Genomic DNA, 15,662 nt, shown 5'->3' with positions numbered 1-15,662 from the left:
AAGCAGGCTTCCGGGCTGGTGATGGACCGGACGATTGGGGCAGACTGCACCCATGACCGAACCTGACAAGACAATGCCCGGCCCCATCCTGCTGCCGAACCCCGATGACACCGCACTGACCCGGCGGATGGACGGCATCGATCAGGACGGCAAGCCCGTGGACACCGCCGTGACGGTGGAACGCGCGCTGACGCTGTTCCTGAACGGGCAGGAGATCGTCACCATGATGACGATCGGCGATTATCCGGACTGCCTCGCGGTCGGCTATCTGACCAACCAGAACATGCTGCGGGCCGATGACACACTCACCGGCGTGACGGTTGATGAGGAAAAGGGTCATATCTTCGTCACCACCGCCCGGCGTACCGACTACGAATGGAAACTGAAACGGCGCACCCTCACATCCGGCTGCGCCCAGGGCACGGCCTTCGGTGACGTGATGGAGCGGTTCGACGAGGTGGTGCTGGACGATACCGCGCGCCTGCGCACGTCCTGGCTCTATGCCCTGTCGCGCCAGATCAATCAGACGCCGTCGCTCTATCTCACCGCCGGTGCGATCCACGGTTGCGTACTCTGCGCGCAGGACAGGCCCCTGATCTACATGGAGGACGTGGGCCGCCACAATGCGGTGGACAAGATCGCAGGCTACATGCGGCTGAACGGGATCTCCCCCGTCGGCAAGTGCTTCTACACCACCGGACGCCTGACATCGGAGATGGTCATCAAGACGGTGCAGATGGAACTGCCGATCCTGATCTCGCGTTCCGGTTTCACCGCCTCCGGGGTCGAGCTGGCGCGGCAGGCCGGGCTGACCCTGATCGGACGCGCCAAGGGCAAGCGTTTCATCTGTCTTTCCGGTGCGGAACGACTGGTCTTCGACCACGACCCGAACACGGTCGCTGACGAGGCCCCCGGACACCGGCGGAAGGGTGCCCGCGATGACTGAAACCCCATCAGTCGCCGGGCTTGTGCTGGCGGGCGGGCTGGCGCGGCGCATGGGTGGTGGCGCGAAGGCGCTGAAACATCTGGCCGGACGGCCCCTGCTGGCCCATGTGCTGGCGCGCATCGCCCCGCAATGCCGGTCCATCGTGCTGAATGCCAATGAAGACCCGGAATCCTACGGGGCGTTTGGCTACCCGGTCCTGCCGGACGTGGTGGCGGGCTTTGCCGGACCGCTGGCAGGTGTCCTGACCGGCCTGGAATGGCTGGACCGGTCAGGTGAAGCCGAATGGCTGCTGACCGTCCCCACCGATGCGCCATTCCTGCCGCCGGACCTGGTGCAGCGGCTGCATTCAGCCGCCGACGAAGATACGGAAACCGTGGTGGCGCGATCAGATGGCCGCACCCACCCCGTGGTGGCACTCTGGCACCGGTCCCTGCTGCAACCGCTGAGGGTTGCGCTGACCGAACAGGACATCCGCAAGATCGACCGCTTCACTGCGGCGCACAAGACGTTACATGTAGACTGGTCAACGGCGGCGGGTGATCCCTTCGTCAATATCAACACACCGGACGAACTGGCAGCGGCAGAGGCCGCCCTTTCGCTCTGCGACGAAAGCCCCGATCCATGACCAGCGATCCTGAGCGGGCCATTCGCCCGCGCCGCAGCTTCATATTCTCCCCCGGCCTGCGCCCGGACATGTATCCGAAGGCCCTGGCGAGCGGCACGGATATCGTGTGCGTCGAGCTGGAAGACGGCATCGCACCGAAGGACAAGTCCGCCGCCCGTGACCTTGGACTTGGCCTGTTCGCGAAACCGCAGGAAGACGATGGCGTGGAACGGATTGTCCGCATCAACTGCCTGCGCACGGCCTTCGGCATCGCCGATGTTCAGGCCGTGCTCGACAGCGATACCCCGCCCCCGGCGCTGATGCTTCCCAAGGTCATGACACCGGATGAGATTGTCTGGCTGGATGACCTGCTGACGGAACGCGGACACGATACCCGTCTGCACATCATCATCGAAACCAACCAGGCGCTGGAACGTGCCGTGGAACTGGCCCACGCCAGCCCGCGCATCGACGCCCTGTTCTTCGGTGGCGTCGACATGGCGGCGGAACTGCGCTGCGTCAATGCGTGGGAACCGCTGCTCTATGCCCGGTCCCGCGTCGTCCATGCCGCCGCCAGCGCCGGGATCGATGCCATCGACGTGCCATGGCTCGACCTGGACGACATGGACGGCATGGCAGAGGAAGCGCGCCGCGCCCGCGACCTGGGTTTCAGTGGCAAGGGCTCGATCCATCCCAAGCAGATCTCCGTGCTGAACGACATCTTCACACCGGACGCCGCACAGGTGGCGCGGGCGCGCCGGATCGTTGCGGCCTTTGCGGAAGCGGACACCGGACTGGTCGTGGTCGATGGCAAGCTGATCGAGAAACCGGTGCTGAGAGAGATGAACCGCATTATTTCCATTGCCGAGCGGGTTGCCGGATAGACCGCCACCGCTTCAGACAGTACGTCCAGATTCCTCCCCCAAAGGATACATAAGTGTCACGTGAAGTTACCGGCCCGGGACGGGTCGAATTCGTCATCATGATCGCCCTGATGACTTCCCTGATGGCCCTGTCCATTGACACCATGCTGCCCGCGCTGGCCGCCATGGGAGCGGACCTGGACGTGACCGACGTGCAGGATACCCAGCTTGTGGTCTCGCTGCTGTTTGCCGGGCTCGCCACCGGGCAGCTGCTCTATGGCCCCCTGTCCGACAGCATCGGCCGGAAGCCCACGATCTACATCGGCATCGCGGTCTTCCTGATCGGTTGCCTGCTGTCGCTGTTCGCCCCGGATTTCGAGACCATGCTGGTCGGACGCACGCTGCAGGGTCTGGGGGCAGCCAGCGCCCGTATCGTGCCGATGGCCCTGGTCCGCGACCAGTTCGAGGGCCGGGCGATGGCGAAGGTCATGTCCTTCATCATGTCGGTCTTCATCCTGGTGCCGGTGCTGGCGCCGATGATCGGCCAGGGCATCCTGTTCGTGGCCGAGTGGCGGGCGATCTTCGTCTTCTTCATCGTGCTCGCCTCGGTCGCGACCCTCTGGTTCGGGCTGCGCCAGCCGGAGACCCTGCCGAAGGGACTGCGGCGCAGGTTCTCCGTGAAGCACATCATTTCCGGCTTCGGTTTCTGCCTGCGGGACCGCATCACGCTCGGCTACACCCTCGCCACCGGCTGCATCTTCGGCCCCTTCATCGGCTATCTCGGCTCCTCGCAGCATGTGTTTCAGGACATCTTCGGCACCGGCGAGATGTTTGCCGTCTGGTTCGGCGTGGGCGCGGTGTCCATCGGCGCGGCATCCGTCGTCAATTCGCAGCTGGTCATGCGGTACGGCATGCGCCGGATCACCCGTGCAGGTCTGGCCGTGACCGTTGTCGCGTCCGTGATCGCAGCCACCATCTTTGCGTCCGCGCCGCCGAACCTGCTGGGCTTCATGATCTGGCTGATGATCGTCTTCTTCGGCACCGGAATCTGCTTCGGCAACATGAATGCGCTTTCGCTGGAGAACATGGGCCACATGGCCGGTGTCGGTGCGGCCTTCGTCGGCTTCACCTCCACCATGGTCGCGGTGCCGCTGGGCATCACCATCGGCAGCCTGCTGGGGGAAAGCGTCCTGCCGCTGGTGATCGGCTTCGCGGTTCTGCCCGGCACCGCACTTGCGCTATCGTTCATCACGGATCGGGGTCGCCCCCCGGGTCCCATCGTCCGGTAGAGGTTTCAATTCCTGGGGAGGAAGTACGACGTGGGCATCACCGAGGAACATCTGCAACGGGTCGCCGCGAAACGGCATGCGGTCTCCGATGCCGGGCGGGAAGCCGCGGTCGCAAAGCAGCGCGCACGCGGAAAGCTGACGGCGCGGGAACGCATCACGGCCATGCTGGACCCCGGCAGCTTCCGGGAACTGGGACAGCTGGTGGAGCCGATGCGCGACACCGAGCTGACCAGCACCCTCGACGCCCCTGCCGATGGTGTCGTCACCGGCACCGGCACGGTGGACGGTCGCCCGGTCTGCATCATCTCCGATGACTTCACGGTGCTGGGCGGCTCGGTCGGCGTGGTCGGCGGCGCCAAGGTGGAGCACCTGCTGACACGGGCGGAGAAATACGGCCTGCCGGTCATCTGGCTGCAGGAAGGCGCGGGTCACCGCATCCAGGACGGCCTCGATTCCCGGCACTTTGCCTCCGCCGGTCCGATCTTCTGGCACATGTCGCGCCTGTCGGGCTGGGTACCCATCGCCACCGCCATCCTGGGTCCGGGCTATGCCGGGCCGACCAACATGGCCGCCTTCGCCGATTTCCGCATCATGCGGCGGGGCCACGCCCAGATGGGCATCGGCGGCCCGGCACTCGTGCGGGCTGCGACGGGGGAGGAGATCGATACCGAGACACTGGGCGGCGCGGCAACGCAGGCGGATGCCCAGGGTGTCGCCGACATGGCACCGGATACGGAGGAAGACTGTTTCGCGGCGATCCGGCGCTATCTGGACTTCCTGCCCCGCAACGCCGGTGAAGCGCCGCCCGTGCGGCCCTGCGATGATCCCGTGGACCGCCGGGCGGAAGCGCTGGCGACCCTGGTGCCCGACAACCCGCGCCGCGCCTACGACATGCGCAAGGCCGTGGAACTGATCTTCGACCAGGGCAGTGTCTTCGAGACCAAGCCGACCCATGCCCGCAACATGGTCACCGCCTTAGCGCGGCTGGAGGGGCGACCGGTCGCCATCATCGGCAACAATCCGATGTTCCTCGCCGGGATGCTGGACGCCAAGGCGGCGGAGAAGGCCGCACGCCACATTGCCATCGCCGACGCCTTCGGCCTGCCGCTGTTCTACTTCATCGACATGCCGGGCATCTTCGTCGGCTCGGGCGCGGAGAAGACCACGCTGGGTCTGCGCTCCGCCAAGATGCTCTACGAACTGGGTGTCGCGACGGTACCGCGCTATTCGGTGATGGTGCGCAAGGGCTACGGGGCCGGGTACTACGCCATGAACGGCGGGCGCGGCTTCAAGGCGGACGGCACCTGGGCCTGGCCGACATCTGAGCTCTGCGCCATGTCGATCGAGACCGCGCTGAACGTCGCCTATGCCCGCGACTGGCAGAATGCGCCCGACCCGGCGGCGCGCAAGGCGGAGCTGGAGGCCGACATCCGCCGCAACCTGACACCGCTGCGCGCGGCGGAACACTTCGGTGTTGATGACGTCATTGATCCGCGCGATACCCGCGCCGTGCTCGCCGACGCGCTGCGCCACGCACCGCTGCGCCCGCATGAGGGCGGGCCACCGAAGAAACGCGCCATCAGCCCCATCTGACCGCTGGACCCTGCCCGTGAAACAGATCACCGAACCCGCCCGCCAGATCGACGTCATCCATGAGACCGATGTTCTGGTCGTCGGCTCCGGGCCCGGTGGTCTCGCCGCCGCGCTGGGGGCGGCGCGGGCGGGCGTCGCGGTGACACTGGTCGAACGCTTCGGCTGCTTCGGGGGCAACATCACGGCGGTCGGGGTCGAGGGCTTCGCCTGGTACCGCCACGAGAAGACCGTCGATACGGAGGGAGTCGGGCGCGAGTTCGAGGCCCGTGCTATCGAGATGGGGGCCGCCACGCCCGAACCCCAGTCCGACAGTCACGCGCTGGATGCCGAAGGCTTCAAGGTCGTTGCCGACCGGCTGGTGGAGGAAGCCGGGATCACCCCGATGCTGCACCGCCAGTTCGTCGCCCCCATCATGGAAGGCACGGCCATCCGGGGCATCATCACGGAGAGCAAGGCCGGGCGGGAGGCCATCTTGGCGAAACGGGTCATCGACGCCACGGGGGACGCCGACGTGGCCCATCGCGCCGGCGCCCCGACGCACAAGGCGGCGCGGGAGGATCTGATGGCAGCTTCCGTCATGTTCTCCATGTCCGGTGTGGACCGGGCGAAGTTCCTGGAGGAGATTCGCGCCAACCCCCTCACCTACCGCGACTGGGACAGCGGCGAATGGACCGTCGAGACCACGGGGAAGGAGGACGGGATGTTCTCCCCCTTTCTCAAGAAACCGTTCCAGCTTGCCATTCAGGAGGGGCTTATCCCACAGAACCTCTCGACCATCGCGGGCACCTGGGGGGCCATCTATGACACCGGCGACCTGACCTATCTGAACCTGGTCCACCTGGACGGCTGCGACGGGACCGACCCCGACGACCTGACCCGGTTCGAGATCGAGGGTCGGCGTCAGGCCATGCTGGCCGTGGAAGCCATGCGCCGCCACCACCCCGGCTGCGAGACCGCGAAGCTGCGCAATTTCGGCATGACGCTGGGCGTGCGCGACACCCGCAAGATCGACGCCCGCTACAACATGACCGAGATGGATGTGCGCGATCAGGGCCGGTTCGAGGACAGTATCGGAATCTTCCCCGAATTCATCGACGGCTACGGCCTGCTGATCCTGCCCACCACGGGCCGCTACTTCCAGGTGCCCTGGCGCACCATCGTGCCGAAGCAGGTCAGCAACCTGCTTGTCGCCGGCCGCGCCACCGGCGGCGACCGCATCAGCCACGCCGCCACCAGAAACATGATGTGCTGCACCGTCACCGGCCAGGCCGCCGGCGTCGGCGCCGCCCTGTCGGTAAAGCAGGACCGGGCGGTGGCGGAGATGGATGTGGTGGATGTGCAGCGGGAGTTGAGGCGGCAGGGGGTGCGGATGGGTTGAGGGTGGGGATTGCGGTGCCCGCCATAGCCAAGTCCAGTCCGATTTCGTCAGGGGAAAGATGCTGACCAGAATCATCTAGGGTCTAAGCCCAATCAACGCATTGAAGTTGCGGGAACGGGCTGTTTCTCTATGTACATGTTTCGCTCTGCAGGATTGGGATGGCCCGACTTTTTTGGCTTGAGGATGCGCAATGGGCGGCGATTGAGCCGCACGTGCCGAAAAGCCAGCCTGGTGCGAGGCGCGTCGATGATCGCCGTGCGATCTCCGGGATCATTCATGTTCTGAAGACGGGTTGCCGCTAGTGTGACTGCCCTGCCGAGTACGGTCCTTCGACGACGATCTACAATCTCTTCGATCATTGGCCACGCCGCCGCTTCTGGACGGACCTGACGGAGGCCCTGGCCGCGACTGGCGCGGTGTCGACTTCGAGCGCCATTATAGCACTTACATCAAGGCGCATCGTTCGGCCCACGGCGGAAAAGGGGGCAAGGTCGCAGGCGATCGGGCCTTCACGAGGTGGTCAGACGACGAAGGTCCACGCGCTCACAGACACAATAGGCCGCCCCTATGCCTTCGAGCTGACGGCTGGAAATGTCTCGGATGCGAAGGCGGCGCGGTTACTCTTCAACAGATTGGCAGGCGCCCGGAGGCTGCTGGCCGACAAGGGCTACGACGCCAACGCGATCCGAAGAGAGCTTCGCCAAAGCGGCGTAATTCCCATCATGCCAGGACGCATCAACAGGAAGCGAAAGATCGTCTATGACAAGCAACGCTACCGAGAGCGCCATCTGATCGAGAATGCCTTCTGCCGCATCAAGGACTTCCGGCGCGTCCACACCCCCTAAGACAAGCTGGCGAGAAACTTCCTCTCCGCTGTCGCCATTGCCGTCCTCGTTGCATTCCGGCTGTGATTGAGTCTCAGCCCTAGATACTAATCCAGCGCGGCCTTTACCCCCCCCTTCACCACCCCAACTGCCGGCTCGCCAGGTCCTTCATGACTTCCGTGCTGCCGCCGCCGATGGTGAGGATCTTGGATTCGCGGAAGATGCGTTCGACCTTGTGGCCGCGCAGCAGGCTGGCGCCGCCGAAGATCTGGGCGGCTTCGGCGGCGATCCATTCGTGGGCCTCGCCGCAATAGACCTTCAGCATGGCGATCTCGGCGATGCAGGGGTCGCCCTGCATCACGCGCCAGATCAGGCTGTCCATCTGGGATTCCATGGCCTGCAGCCGCACCGCCATGTCCACCAGCTTGTGGCGCACCACCTGGAACTCGGCCAGGTGCTTGCCGAAGGTCATGCGTTCGTGGGCGTAGCGCACCGCCTCCCGGTAGGCGCAGCGGCTGACGCCGATCTGGGTGGCAGCGATGCCGAGGCGTTCCAGATTGAAGTTGTTCATGATGCCGCGGAAACCCGCGTTCTCCTGCCCCAGCAGGTTGCCGGCCGGCACCCGTACATCGTCGAAGATGATGTGGCCGGTGTCGGAGGTCCACCAGCCGCTCTTGCGCATGTTGGTGCGGCTGACGCCCGGCGTGTCCCCCGCGATCAGCAGCAGGGAGATGCCGCCCATCCCCTCCCCGCCCGTGCGGACGGCAACGGACAGGTAATCGGCACGGACGCCGTTGGAGATGAAGGCCTTCTCCCCGTTGACGACATAGTGGTCGCCGTCCCGGCGCGCGGTGGTGCGGATGTTGGCGACGTCGGACCCGCCGTTGGGCTCCGAGATGGCGAGGCAGATGATCTTCTCCCCGCTGAGTACCCGGGGCGCGACTCGACGCTTAAGCTCTTCCGAGCCGAGCTTCAGCACCGGCGGCAGGCCGATACCATGCGCCATCAGGCTGACGCGGATGCCGCCGAAGCCTGAGGCCGCCATCTCCTCCCGCGCCAGACAGTAGTAATCGATGCCACCACCGGCACCGCCGTACTCCTCCGGAAAGCCGAGGCCCAGAATGCCGGCCTCGCCGGCCTTCACGTAGAGCTCTCGCGGGAAGGTGCCTTCCTCCTCCCAGCGTTCGCCGTTCGGTTCGATCTCGCGATCGATGAAGCGACGGATCTGGTCGCGGATGACCTCCGTTTCCTCGGTGTACATCGGATGCCTGAGTGTCATCTGCGCCTGCCTCCCCTGGATCGCACCACTGACAGCTAACAGGCTGACGCAGGGGAATCCAATGCGCACGACACATGCCACGCGACGCGGTTGGAATGTCGGGGTGACAGGCAGGACGGCGGAGCCGGGGTTCGCGATTGCCTGCCCTCGCCCCTCCGGGCATCCGTTTCCCCGCACTTCATGGTTCACATGACGAAATGGCAGGCCTGGCATTCGCGCCGGTCCGATTGACAGACATCCATAGTTCGATTAACAGCGAACTATGGATGCTGCGCACATGTCATCCCTTTCCCGCCGGCAGACTGCCTCGGGATCGGGAAGGAGCGCCGGGAAACCCTGCCTCCCTGGGCGTTGCATTCAGGCGGCAGCTGCCCGGCACAAATTTGTTATTGACACTCATTCTCAATTAAGCTTCTTGTTGCGAATGATTATTAGCAAATGTGGTTGGGGAAAGACACCGCATTCTCCGCTGGTTGCCCGAAAGGCCGCCAGCATCCGTTGCCACTTGCTGACTCCAAAGGATTGAACATGTCGACTCTCACGAACAACGCCCGCATCAGGCAGGCAGCCATGGCCACTGCGTTCGGCCTCACGATCATGCCGCTGGCGGCCCTTGCCGAAGATGAAGCCTATCCGAACATCACGGGCGAAGTCGGTTTCGAGGTCCAGAACGACTTCAACTTCGAGTCCGAAGATCCGAATGCCGAACAGAACGAGCTTGGCGGTGTCATCGAGCCGGTCATCAACCTGAACTTCAATCCCAACCTAACCCTGACCACCGGCATGACGCTGGAGGCGGTGCGCGGCCCCGGCCCCCGGGAGGACCGGGTGTTCCAGGATCATGGCATCTTTGTCGACACGCTGGTGCTGACCTGGGCCAACGACGATGTGGAAGTCCATGGCGGCAAGTTCGGCCCCAACTTCTCCATCGGCTATGACGCCGCTGGCGGTGTCTATGGCACCGACCTGCTGGGCGATGATGTGGAACTGTCGGAATTCATCGGCGCGGGCGGTGCCTTCGCCGTCGGTGACTCCATGGTCCTGTCGGGCAGCGTGTTCTTCCAGGATCGCACCTTCCTGAGCGAATCCTTCATCACCAACCGGGGCCGCAACAACCTGGCGGCAGGCGGACCGGGCAATACCGAGTTCCCGGAATCCTTCGCGGTCGCGCTGGACGGTGAGGCCGTGCCGGGCATGGAGGGCATGCGCTATCACGTGGGCTTCGCCCGTCTGGCCGTGAACAACGCCGACGACGAGTTGCGGGCCACCGCCGGTGCCGAATGGTCCTATGATCTGGGTGACGATCTCACTCTGACGCCGATGGCCGAATATGTCCGCTTCTGGAACGCCGGCGGCCTGGGGGCGGAGAGCCGCAACTACTACACGCTGTCACTGGTGGCCGAGACCGGCCCGTGGAACGTGGCGCTGGCCGGTACCGCCAAGGATGTGAACGTGGACGGTGCCAATGGCTCCACCTTCGATCACCAGGTGCAGCTTTCCGCCGGCTATGCCTTCGAGAACGGCTTCACGCTGGACGTCGGCTACAAGCGCGCCACGGCAGCCAACATCAGCACCCAGACCCTGGGCGCCATCGTCACCTACGGCATTGAATTCTGACGACAAGCCGACCGTCACCTGATCCGAGGAGGAACCTCACATGAGACTCACGAGAGCTACCGGACTGCTGTGCGGAATGGCCATGGGCCTGTCCGCCGGCATCGCCAACGCGGATGAGGCACCAACGGCCGAGGCCGTGGTGGGAACCTATGCCGACATCGCGCTCGCCGGCTACAGCGATTCCCTGACCACGGCATAGGCCCTGCGCGCCGCGATCAACGCCCTGATCGCGAAACCGTCGGAGGCTTCGCTCGGGGCGGCACGTGCAGCCTGGGTGGCCGCACGCGCCCCCTATCAGCAGACGGAGGCCTTTCGCTTCGGCAATGCCTCGGTCGATGACTGGGAAGGCAAGGTCAATGCCTGGCCGCTGGATGAGGGGCTGATCGACTATGTCGACACGTCCTATGGCGACGCGGCGGGCGAAAACCGTCTCTACACCAGCAACGTGATCGCCAACCCGATGCTGACCGTCAATGGCCAGCAGGTGGACGCGACCCTGATCACCCCTGCCCTGCTGTCGGATACGCTGCATGAGGCGGAAGAGGTCGAATCCAACGTCGCCACCGGCTATCACGCCATCGAGTTCCTGCTCTGGGGCCAGGACCTGAACGGCACCGGCGCCGGTGCCGGGCAGCGTCCCGCCACGGATTTCGATCTCGCCAACTGCACGGGCGGCAACTGCGACCGGCGGATCGCCTATCTGACGGCGGCGACCGACCTGCTGATCAGCGATCTGCAGGACATGGTGGCAAGCTGGGGTGCCGACGGCGCGTCACGCCAGGCCTTGCTGCAGGATCCGCAGGCAGGCCTTTCGGTCATCCTGACCGGCATGGGATCGCTGTCCTACGGCGAGCTGGCCGGTGAGCGGATGAAGCTCGGCCTGATGCTGCATGACCCGGAGGAGGAGCACGACTGCTTCTCCGACAACACGCACAACTCGCACTACTTCGATCAAATCGGCATCAGGAATGTCTATACCGGGCACTATCGCCGTGTGGACGGCTCAGTGGTCTCCGGCCCGTCCGTGGCGGATGTCGTGGCCCACGTCGCCCCGAAACTGGATGCGGAACTGCGTGCCAGGCTGGACACGACTGTTGCGTCCATGGCGGTCATGAAGGCCCGCGCGGAATCCATCGAGGCCTATGACCAGATGATCGCGGAGGGCAATCCGGTGGGCAACGCCACGGTGCAGGCCGCGATCGACGGCCTGATCGACCAGACCCGGAGCATCGAGCGGATCGTGGCAGCGCTGAAGCTGCAGACCATCCAGTTCGAAGGCTCCGACAGCCTGGATAACCCCGGCGCGGTCTTCCAGTAACCAACCACCCTTGATCGCGATCTGGTTAGCCATGGCCAGAGGCGTTTCCGGATAGAGAAAGGACCAGGGTGACCCTCTGCATCGTTCCCCGTCACGCCCATCACCTGTCGTGACACTCCTCCGATGATGCAGTCCCAGATCCCGATATCCGGTGATACGTTTTCGCGATCACGTGGGCTGGCTTCCCCGAGCCAGCCCACATCTTTCTCACAGGCGACCTTTCCAGGACACGGAAGAAGATCCATGCAACTGCGCCCCTGGTCCCGAACCTCCGGAACGCGCACCGGAGCCATCGCGGCCGCCGTGCTGTCAGGCCTGTTCCTGGGTCTCCCTGCTGCACCGGCCGTCGCCGATTCTCCGGGCCGCAGTGATCTGACACAGAAGGACCTGGCACGTTTCCGGGCGGTGACCGCGCCCCCCGCGAGCTTCACCCAGGCCGAACCGTTCGAGATGATGGCCGGTGGTGCAGCGACATCGCGCAAGACGCCGGATGGCAATGCGTTCTCCCATTCATCCGCCAACCTGGACTTTGAAGGGGAGCGGGACTTCAAGCTGGGCAATGCGCTGTTCCGCAAGCTCTGGGTCTCCTCCCCCTCCTCCACCCAGGCATCCGATGGTCTGGGACCATTGTACAACGCGCGCTCCTGCCAGCGCTGCCACCTGAAGGACGGGCGCGGCCATCCGCCGGAAGCCGGTGAACGCAACGCAACTTCGATGTTCCTGCGCCTGTCGGTTCCGCCGCAGACGGACGCGGAGCGGGCGCTGATCGCCTCCGGTGCCGTGGCCTCCCTGCCCGAACCCACCTACGGCGGCCAGTTGCAGGATTTCGCCGTACCGGGGCTGCCTGCCGAAGGGCGCATGGTCATCCGCTACAGGGAGGAGGCTGTCAGCCTTTCCGGTGGTGAAACGGCGTCCCTGCGGCATCCCACCTACAGTGTCGGCGATCCCGCATTCGGCCCGCTGCACCCGGAGACACTGCTTTCCCCGCGTGTCGCACCGCAGATGATCGGGCTGGGCCTGCTGGAGGCCATTCACCCGGACGACATTCACGCCCTGGCCGACCCCGATGACCGGGACGGTGACGGCATCTCCGGCCGGGTCAGCATCGTGCGGGATGCCGCGACTGGCGGTGAAACACTTGGCCGGTTCGGCTGGAAGGCCGGCAATCCGACCGTGGCGCAGCAGAGCGCCGACGCGCTGGCGGGCGATATCGGTGTTTCAAGCCCCCTCGCCCCGCGCCACCACGGTGACTGCACCCAGGCCGAGTCACCTTGCCTGCAGATGGCCACAGGCGTGCAGGCGCGCCTGGGTGAAACAGAGGCACCGGACCCGGTGCTGCCCCTGATCGCCCACTATGCACGCAACCTCGCGGTTCCGGCCCGGCGCGATGTTTCCGACCCGACGGTGCTGAAGGGCAAGCGGCTGTTTCACGAGACCGGCTGCGCCAGTTGCCATCATCCGAAATTCGTCACGCGGCGCGACGCGCCGGTCGCCGAACACCGGTTTCAGCTCATCTGGCCCTTCACCGACCTGCTGCTGCATGACATGGGCGAAGGACTGGCCGACAACCGACCGGTCGGCAGTGCGTCGGGGCGCGAATGGCGCACCGCCCCGCTGTGGGGCATCGGCCTGACCGAAACGGTGAACGGCCACACATACTTCCTGCACGACGGGCGGGCGCGGAACCTGCTGGAAGCCATCCTGTGGCACGGTGGGGAGGCGGAACAGGCTCGCGAAACAGTGGTCGACATGTCGCCCGAAGACCGCGCCGCCCTGATCCGGTTCCTGGAGTCACTCTGATGCGCCTGCCGTCGGTATTCCTGCTTGCCGGCCTCGCGCTCGCCTGCCTCACGCCCGCACTGGCCGACACGACACCCGCCCAGGCGGCACTTCAGAAACGGCTGGTCGGGACGATACTGGCGGAAACGATACTGCCCGATCACGCAGCCCTGGTGCAGGCAACGGCGGATCAGCAGCGCACCATGCGCGCGGCTTGCGCGACGCCGTCGGCCGATACCCTGTCGGATGCGCAGGCAGCCTTTCGCGATCTGGTCACCGCCTTCTCCCGGGTGGAGATGTATCGCTTCGGTCCGGGGCGGGAAGACAACCGCCTCGCCCGCCTCAACTTCTGGCCCGACAGGCGCGGACTCGGAATGCGGCAGGTACGCCGGATCCTGCAGGAGCAGGACCAGACCGCCACTGATCCCGCAACGCTGAGGGGCAAGAGTGTCGCCGTGCAGGGGCTTTCGGCCCTCGAACAGGTGCTGGCGGAGGCTGACGGTGGGATGATCCCCGATTTCGCCTGCCGCTACGGCACAGCCATTGCCGATGTAACCCATGAAACCGCAGAGGCCCTGCTGAACGGCTGGCGCGACGGTCAGGCAGGTTTGCTGCGCCGGCCTGGACCGGAGAACCCGCTCTACCGCGATCAGGGCGAAGCGCTGAAGACCCTGCTGAAGGCGGCAATGGAACAACTGATCATCGTCGAGCAGCAGAAACTCGGGCGCGTGCTGCGGGATGGCCCTGCAAGTGCCAACCCGCTGTCCGCTCCCTTCCGCCTGTCCGGCATGACGCTGCGCGCCGTGGCCGTGAACATTGCCGCCAGTCGCGCCGTGCTCACCCATCCCGACATGCCTGACCTGGACAACCCTGATCTGCTGAACCTGTTCCGGGAACTGGATTTCGAGCTGGGCCAGTCGGAAGCCGCGATCCGTACCGCGCTCGACTTTCCCGGCGGGATCGCAGCGCGGATCGCCAATCCGGCAACGCACGACCTGCTGCAGTATGCCCGCATCCCGCTGCAGGCCGCCGTCGATCTGCACGACACGCGGCTGCTGCCTGCGCTGGGTCTGGTCAGGGGGTTCAATGCACTCGATGGCGACTGATCGGCGATCGGTACTGCTGGGTCTGTTCTGCACGGCCCTGCCATTGGGCCAGGCCATCGCAGGTGCGCCTGCGCCCCCGGCATTCCTGACCACCGGGCGGCGGGACGGCCGGTTTCATGCGATGGCTCTGGACGGGGCCGGGCACATCCTCGGCGACGTGCCGCTGCCCGGCCGGGGGCACGGTTTCGCCGTCAGCCGCGACGGTCACCACGCCGTGGCCTTTGCCCGCCGTCCTGGCCGTTTCGCCCTTCCCTTCAGCCCGGCCACGATGCAGGCGTCTGCGCCGCTTCCGCTTCCTGCCGACCGTCATTTCTATGGCCACGGCCTGTTCAGCGCGGATGGGAAGCGGCTGTTCGCGACGCAGAATGACTTCGATGCCGGGCGGGGCGTACTGGCCGTGCATGATGTCCGTCAGGACTATCGCCGCATCGGCGAGTTCGCGACACACGGCATCGGCCCGCATGAATGTCTGCTGGCGGATGACGGCAGGTCTGCGGTCATCGCCAACGGCGGCATCCTCACGCACCCGGACTGGCCCCGGCGGAAGCTCAATCTGGACACCATGGTTTCGACGCTGGTGCGGCTGGATCTCGCGTCCGGCGACCTGCTGGCGCGCGCCAGCCTGCCCCCTGCCCTCTATCAACTGTCCATGCGCCACCTGGCGGCGACACCGGATGGTGCCACCTGGTTCTGCTGCCAGCATCAGGGCGCGGCAACCGAGCAACCGCCGCTGATCGGGCGCTGGGACCGGAATGGAGAAATCCGGCTGATCGACCTGCCTGCCACCGTGACCCGGTCGATGCGCAATTACGCAGGCTCCATCGCCGCGACGCCTGACGGTCGGCGCATTGCCGTCACCAGCCCGCGCGGCGGAATCATTGTCGTGCTCGACGGTCGCTCCGGGTCCTTTCTGGAGACCGTCAGCCTGGCCGATACCTGCGGCATTGCCCCGACAGGGGACGGCTTCATGGCAACGGCAGGTACGGGCGAGATCCTGCTTGGCGGCAAGGCCGATGCCTATCCAGACATCAACTGGGACAATCACATGGTGACGCTGAAGTCCTGA

General features: G+C 65.5%; 12 protein-coding genes and 2 pseudogenes. 13 read left to right on the top strand and 1 reads right to left on the bottom strand.

What is annotated here, in order from left to right; genetic code table 11:
- Positions 1 to 52 precede the first annotated feature (52 nt).
- The 8 genes and pseudogenes from QGV55_RS07385 to QGV55_RS07350 all read left to right on the top strand — a co-directional run.
- The gene (locus QGV55_RS07385; RefSeq protein ID WP_281017478.1) at positions 53 to 946 is read left to right on the top strand and encodes a formate dehydrogenase accessory sulfurtransferase FdhD; all 894 of its coding nucleotides are present in this window, start codon (positions 53 to 55) and stop codon (positions 944 to 946) included.
- Positions 939 to 1,571, top strand: a complete 633-nt coding sequence (mobA, locus tag QGV55_RS07380; RefSeq protein WP_281017479.1) for a molybdenum cofactor guanylyltransferase MobA — start codon at positions 939 to 941, stop codon at positions 1,569 to 1,571. The genes QGV55_RS07385 and mobA overlap by 8 nt, the downstream gene beginning before the upstream one ends.
- Positions 1,568 to 2,434, top strand: a complete 867-nt coding sequence (locus tag QGV55_RS07375; protein WP_281017480.1) for a CoA ester lyase — start codon at positions 1,568 to 1,570, stop codon at positions 2,432 to 2,434. Before mobA ends, QGV55_RS07375 begins: the two co-directional genes overlap by 4 nt.
- Positions 2,435 to 2,487: 53 nt before the next feature.
- Positions 2,488 to 3,702: a multidrug effflux MFS transporter gene (locus QGV55_RS07370; protein ID WP_281017481.1), complete on the top strand. Its 1,215-nt coding sequence runs from the start codon at positions 2,488 to 2,490 to the stop codon at positions 3,700 to 3,702.
- 30 nt (positions 3,703 to 3,732) lie between these two features.
- Positions 3,733 to 5,295, top strand: coding sequence for a carboxyl transferase domain-containing protein (locus QGV55_RS07365; protein ID WP_281017482.1), 1,563 nt, complete (start codon positions 3,733 to 3,735; stop codon positions 5,293 to 5,295).
- Positions 5,296 to 5,311: 16 nt separating this feature from the next.
- Positions 5,312 to 6,673, top strand: a complete 1,362-nt coding sequence (locus QGV55_RS07360; RefSeq protein ID WP_281017483.1) for an FAD-dependent oxidoreductase — start codon at positions 5,312 to 5,314, stop codon at positions 6,671 to 6,673.
- 158 nt (positions 6,674 to 6,831) lie between these two features.
- Positions 6,832 to 6,975, top strand: coding sequence for a transposase (locus QGV55_RS07355; protein ID WP_281017484.1), 144 nt, complete (start codon positions 6,832 to 6,834; stop codon positions 6,973 to 6,975).
- A gap of 15 nt (positions 6,976 to 6,990) precedes the next feature.
- Positions 6,991 to 7,518, top strand: a pseudogene (locus QGV55_RS07350) (IS5 family transposase); the annotation flags it as partial.
- Positions 7,519 to 7,633: 115 nt separating this feature from the next.
- On the opposite strand, the gene QGV55_RS07345 reads toward QGV55_RS07350, so the two are convergent.
- Positions 7,634 to 8,776 (bottom strand): acyl-CoA dehydrogenase family protein, encoded by a 1,143-nt coding sequence (locus QGV55_RS07345; protein ID WP_281017485.1) that lies wholly within the window; start codon positions 8,774 to 8,776, stop codon positions 7,634 to 7,636.
- A 570-nt stretch (positions 8,777 to 9,346) separates the two neighbouring features.
- Between QGV55_RS07345 and QGV55_RS07340 the strand changes: the two genes are divergently transcribed.
- From QGV55_RS07340 to QGV55_RS07315, 5 genes and pseudogenes are all read left to right on the top strand, one after another.
- Positions 9,347 to 10,393: a hypothetical protein gene (locus tag QGV55_RS07340; RefSeq protein ID WP_281023572.1), complete on the top strand. Its 1,047-nt coding sequence runs from the start codon at positions 9,347 to 9,349 to the stop codon at positions 10,391 to 10,393.
- Between the two features lie 76 nt (positions 10,394 to 10,469).
- Positions 10,470 to 11,711 (top strand): annotated as a pseudogene (locus tag QGV55_RS07330) (imelysin family protein).
- Positions 11,712 to 11,954: 243 nt separating this feature from the next.
- Complete coding sequence (locus QGV55_RS07325) at positions 11,955 to 13,511, top strand: di-heme oxidoredictase family protein (RefSeq protein ID WP_281017489.1); 1,557 nt, start codon at positions 11,955 to 11,957, stop codon at positions 13,509 to 13,511.
- On the top strand, positions 13,511 to 14,596 hold the full coding sequence (locus tag QGV55_RS07320) for an imelysin family protein (RefSeq protein WP_281017490.1): 1,086 nt from the start codon (positions 13,511 to 13,513) through the stop codon (positions 14,594 to 14,596). Before QGV55_RS07325 ends, QGV55_RS07320 begins: the two co-directional genes overlap by 1 nt.
- Complete coding sequence (locus tag QGV55_RS07315) at positions 14,586 to 15,662, top strand: DUF1513 domain-containing protein (RefSeq protein ID WP_281017491.1); 1,077 nt, start codon at positions 14,586 to 14,588, stop codon at positions 15,660 to 15,662. Before QGV55_RS07320 ends, QGV55_RS07315 begins: the two co-directional genes overlap by 11 nt.

This window comes from Minwuia sp. IMCC3009 (genome assembly GCF_029909415.1).
Lineage (GTDB): Bacteria > Pseudomonadota > Alphaproteobacteria > Minwuiales > Minwuiaceae > Minwuia.
Note: the sequence above shows the minus strand (reverse complement) of the source record. Positions and strands in the feature narration are given on the sequence as shown.

Bases quoted from the DNA above. Each gene is read 5' to 3' on its own strand.
- mobA (WP_281017479.1), top strand. From the start codon at position 939: ATGACTGAAACCCCATCAGTCGCCGGGCTTGTGCTGGCGGGCGGGCTG.
- QGV55_RS07375 (WP_281017480.1), top strand. From the start codon at position 1,568: ATGACCAGCGATCCTGAGCGGGCCATTCGCCCGCGCCGCAGCTTCATA.
- QGV55_RS07340 (WP_281023572.1), top strand. From the start codon at position 9,347: ATGGCCACTGCGTTCGGCCTCACGATCATGCCGCTGGCGGCCCTTGCC.
- QGV55_RS07315 (WP_281017491.1), top strand. From the start codon at position 14,586: ATGGCGACTGATCGGCGATCGGTACTGCTGGGTCTGTTCTGCACGGCC.
- QGV55_RS07320 (WP_281017490.1), top strand. From the start codon at position 13,511: ATGCGCCTGCCGTCGGTATTCCTGCTTGCCGGCCTCGCGCTCGCCTGC.
- QGV55_RS07345 (WP_281017485.1), bottom strand. From the start codon at position 8,776: ATGACACTCAGGCATCCGATGTACACCGAGGAAACGGAGGTCATCCGC.
- QGV55_RS07385 (WP_281017478.1), top strand. From the start codon at position 53: ATGACCGAACCTGACAAGACAATGCCCGGCCCCATCCTGCTGCCGAAC.
- QGV55_RS07355 (WP_281017484.1), top strand. From the start codon at position 6,832: ATGGCCCGACTTTTTTGGCTTGAGGATGCGCAATGGGCGGCGATTGAG.
- QGV55_RS07325 (WP_281017489.1), top strand. From the start codon at position 11,955: ATGCAACTGCGCCCCTGGTCCCGAACCTCCGGAACGCGCACCGGAGCC.